This is a genomic window from Bacillus sp. DJP31, from assembly GCF_049310945.1.
In the GTDB taxonomy this organism is placed as follows: domain Bacteria; phylum Bacillota; class Bacilli; order Bacillales; family SA4; genus Bacillus_BS.
Genome location: NZ_JBMERO010000065.1, coordinates 1 through 4,631, shown reverse-complemented (window position 1 = coordinate 4,631; position 4,631 = coordinate 1). Strand labels below are relative to the sequence as shown.

Genomic DNA, 4,631 nt, shown 5'->3' with positions numbered 1-4,631 from the left:
TAGCAAGGAACCTGTAGTCTCATTGAATTCTTTCTTTTGGAGAATTCGATTTCCAGTAGAGTACGTGTAGGACTCTTTTACTTTACCTGTTGTAAGGTTGTCTACTTGTATGATGTTTGAATTTCCATCATACGTGTATTTTAACACGTTTCCATTCGATTCAACGGTCTCTAAATTACCTGTTGCTGTATACGTGTATTTCTTCTTGACAGCTCCGTTTTCGGCAATTTGAGTAATCTGATCGGTTGCAGAGTGTTGATACTCCAAATCAATGATAGAAGTACTATTCCCCCGATTAATACCCTTGATTGTCTTAACTTTAGAACCTCCGTTATACGTAAGCGAGGTTTCAATTCCAGGTGCCGTAACCTTGGCGATGGTGTCATCTACATTATAATCATACGTAAACGCATCAAAGTTAGGTGTGACGATCTGTTTCGTTCGATCGTTATCATCATACGTTACAACGGTATTACCTAGGGCTGTTGTTAGTGTTTCTTCATTCTTCTTATCGTCGAACGTATTTGTGGCTGTTGTACTTGTATGACTGATTGTTTCACTTAGTAGACGATTATTTTGATCGTATACTGAAACGGTTTCACTATTAAAGAATCCATCGCCGTCAGGATCTACATAAATCGGGATCGCATTGGTCTCGTCATAAATCCATGTATTTACAACGTTTCCGTTATTATCATGGTAAAAGCGACTTTCTGATTTGAATCCAGTATCGATTGATTTTCCGGCTTCCTTTACTAGACGACCTAGTTCATCGTAAACATAAAGGATCTCTTTGGATGTTGTAGTCGATAGTAGTCCTTTGGATTCTTTTACGATTTTCTTCGTAACTTGTCCAAGAGAATTATACTTATACAAAACGATTTGAGTTGTCTCTTCTTTCGTATCTGGGTTTATGATGGTCTTTTTCTCTTCTTTTAGTTGCCCTTCCGCATCATATTCCCAATTCGTGACGGTTCCTGTTGCATCGACAAGCTTTGTCTTATCCCCAGCTGCATTATACGTATATGCAGTTTTCTTACCTAGCGCATCTACCACTTCCTTAAGCAGTCCATTCGCATCATAGATGGATGTTGAGGCTCCTAATTTATCTAGGAATATTGCCTGATTTCCAATTCCATCATAGTACGACCACGTTTCAACAGCTGAAGTCGAAGAATCTTTACTGTACACACTTTGATTGTATTCATCAAAGGCAACCTTTTTTGAATTCATTTATTAAAATTATACAACTATTGGTTTTGTTCTTAAATGCTAAGGTATTATTAGGAACCAGAACTCATTTATTTTTTAAATTGCTTAGCCATTGTTTATCCGTGAGCGTCAAATAATCCCCACCTATAAAAGTAGATGGGGATTTTGTTATGATTTACTTATTCTTCTTAAACACACGACATATTAAGGGAAGAGTAGATGACCAAGGCATAAGTTTATCCATTTCCTCGTTGTCAGTTGTATCAATATTTGGAAGTTTTTCAAATAGGTATGTGAGGTACTGATAGGGATTTAGCTGATTTTCTTTGGCGGTCTCAACTATACTATAGATTGTTGCACTCGCCGTTGCCCCTCGTTTCGTATTTGAGAATAACCAGTTTTTCCGATTATGTCCTTAAACACATAAACGAAATTATGTTTAGTATCTATTTATGTTAGGTATTGTTCGGATTTGTTTGGTTCTCTTGAAGTTTCAATGATTTATACTCTACATAAAAATTGACATTACGAGCACACTATAAAAAAGGTGTGAGGTGACGTTCAATTTGAACAATAATACATTATTTGACAAAGAAATTTATGATTTCAAGACTTTTATGATGAAGAATTATAAAGCATCGACGACTTTGAAGTATTCACAAATAGTTTTGCATTATTTAAATTGGAACAATGATGACAATAAAAAAAACGAAATAAAATCATTGAAATTAGCTATTAATGCATATATGAACTGTTATTATCCTCAAAATAAATATCTAAAGAATGCCAGAGCTGCGTTACACCTTTATTTTTTCTATAAGACTGGCGCTAAATATCAGCCACTTCAAATAGAAAAAACAAGTGAATTTATTGACGAGGAAATTTTAGAATACGTAGATTATTTAACAGATGTTGTTGGACTAACCGATTCAACCTTACTCTCACATAAACAATATCTAAAACGATTCCTCTATTACATTCCCCCCATACAACAGACCCATGAAGAATCGATATCGATTGATGCAATTCAAAAATTTATTGTCACTGAATTAATACACCTAAAACCATCTTCCAAGAAAAGAGTAATTGGAATATTAAGAAGTTACATACGTTACTTACAATTTAAGGGAGTTACATTGGAAATAGGTTTACTCTCTCTTCCATTACGCACGCCAGTGTGGAGGTATTCCAATGTTCCCAAAACATTGGATATAGATGAAATTACTAGTATGTTGGCTTCTTATAATTTAAAAACGGCAGTTGGATTAAGGGATTATGCAATTGCGTTAAGTTTTACCGAATTAGGCTTACGTGCATTGGAAGTTGCCTCTTTAACACTTGAAGATTTTAATTGGCGGGAAGGGAAAATTCTAATACGAAAAACGAAAACCCATACAGAAAGAGAACTACCTCTATCCACAAAAATTGGAGAAGCAATTTTTCAATATTTGAAGAACTCACGTCCTAAAACAGCTGAACGCACGCTATTTGTTAGGTTTTCTCATAAGTGTGGCGAAGCTATGGGACGAGAACAAATTCGGGGAACAATCCGACGTGCGTATGCGAGAGCAGGAATTTCTTCTGAAATTACAGGCACTCATATTCTTCGACATTCCAAAGCCAAAAATCTCTACGAAAGTGGCTCAAGCTTAAAGATAATTGCAGATATTCTTGGACATGAATCCATTGATACAACTGTAATTTATACAAAAGTTGGACTTTCTTCCTTACAATCTGTCACTAGTACTTGGCCTGATAAATCGATATTGGTAAAAAAATATGAATAGAGATCATAGACTTACACGGCAAGTTGAAGATTATATTTCGTTTAAACAAAGCTTGGGCTATCAAATTACAATAGAGTCGGCAGAACTTAGACGTTTCGCAAAATTTGCAAAAGATAAATGTCATGAAGGTTCACTTACAATTGAGTTAGCTCTCGATTGGGCTTCTGAAAAAGCCCATTATAGCCAGTGGTATAAAGCAAGAAGGCTGGAAACTGTTCATTCTTTTGCAAAATACGCTTTTGCAGTCGATGTGGAAACTCAAGTACCTCGAACTGGAGTATTTGGAAAATGTCATGGCAGGGTTACGCCATATATTTATTCGAATGACGAAGTCCTTTTACTGATGGAAAAAGCGAATGAGCTATTATCACCAGACGGATTAAGAGCTAAAGCCACGAATATCGCACTAGGTCTACTCTGGTCAACGGGAATTCGTGTATCCGAATTGTGCAGATTAATACGGACTGATATCAATTTTAACAAAATGGAAATTTATATTCGAGATACGAAATTTCATAAATATCGAAATATACCAGTTCAATCAACAGTTATAAATGCCTTAAAGGATTATGCGAATTATCGGGACAGTCTTTATCCAAATAGTTCGGATCCTCATTTTTTCTTAGCCACTGGAGGTAAAATGCTTTCACTCAGAAATTTAGAATATAGTTTTACAGTAATTCGCGCATCGCTGTTATCGGAGGGAAAAAAGAGTTGGGATAATCGTCCTCCAAGATTATATGATTTAAGGCACACTTTTGCTTGTAATACTATTATTCGTTGGTTTAAAGAAGGGGAGGATATAAATCATCACATTTATTTACTTTCAACTTACCTTGGGCACGTTAAACCAAATGATACCTATTGGTATCTAACAGGTACTCCAGAGCTTTTAACTATTGCTACTAAACAATTTGAAAATTACACACACGGATTAGAGATGGAGGTAATTTATGCAAAAGAATAGTTTTCAATCATTGTTACAACGGTTCTTTTTAGAACGACTTATGAAACAACAAAATGTTTCTCCTTGTACAGTCAGCTCATACCGTGATACATTTAGAATTTTCCTCCATTTCATGAAAGAAAATAAACATTGTGCGTCTTCGAAAATTACTATTGAAATGCTTAATGCTGAAAATGTAATTGAATTTTTAAACTATCTTGAGTTGACTCGAAAGAATTCAATAAAGACTAGAAATAACAGATTGGCTGCTATTCATTCGTTTGTAGAATATGTTTCCTATCAAGCTCCAGAATATCTCGGAATTATTCAAAGGGTTAGGAATGTACCTTTTAAGAAAACCCAAATAAAGGCAGTTGCTTATCTAATAAAAGGAGAAGTTGAGGCAATACTTGATGCCTGCGATGTAAATTGTTGGTTAGGTAGACGTGATCTGATGATGATTGCGATTCTCTATAATACCGGAGTAAGGGTTTCAGAGTTAGCTTCAATTCAGAAGCACCAAATCTCCTTAAACAGAAATGGAACAAGTTCCCTTCGTATTCTTGGGAAAGGGAGAAAAGAACGAACAATTCCAATTTGGAAAAGTACACAACAATATATAGCAGAGTTTCTAAAAGAAACAGGTAGTAATGATGAAGATTATTTATTTTCAAGCAAGTATGGAA

The 4,631-nt window shown here is 35.2% G+C and carries 4 protein-coding genes and 1 pseudogene; 3 read left to right on the top strand and 2 right to left on the bottom strand.

All coding sequences use genetic code 11. The features are described from left to right. The coding region (locus ACOI1C_RS22230) for a hypothetical protein (RefSeq protein WP_422512822.1) at positions 1-1,233 on the bottom strand (1,233 nt) is incomplete at its 3' end. A gap of 154 nt (positions 1,234-1,387) precedes the next feature. Next, positions 1,388-1,618: pseudogene (locus tag ACOI1C_RS22225) on the bottom strand (transposase domain-containing protein); the annotation flags it as partial. A gap of 160 nt (positions 1,619-1,778) precedes the next feature. On the opposite strand from ACOI1C_RS22225, the gene ACOI1C_RS22220 reads away from it, so the two are divergent. From ACOI1C_RS22220 to ACOI1C_RS22210, 3 genes are all read left to right on the top strand, one after another. Continuing rightward, positions 1,779-2,999 (top strand): site-specific integrase, encoded by a 1,221-nt coding sequence (locus tag ACOI1C_RS22220; protein ID WP_422512821.1) that lies wholly within the window; start codon positions 1,779-1,781, stop codon positions 2,997-2,999. Further along, positions 2,992-3,966 carry a tyrosine-type recombinase/integrase gene (locus ACOI1C_RS22215; protein WP_422512820.1) on the top strand — a complete coding sequence of 325 codons (975 nt, stop codon included), beginning with the start codon at positions 2,992-2,994 and terminating at the stop codon, positions 3,964-3,966. Before ACOI1C_RS22220 ends, ACOI1C_RS22215 begins: the two co-directional genes overlap by 8 nt. After that, positions 3,953-4,631, top strand: a 679-nt coding sequence (locus tag ACOI1C_RS22210; RefSeq protein WP_422512819.1) for a tyrosine-type recombinase/integrase, incomplete at its 3' end; no start/stop codon positions are given. The genes ACOI1C_RS22215 and ACOI1C_RS22210, both read left to right, overlap by 14 nt.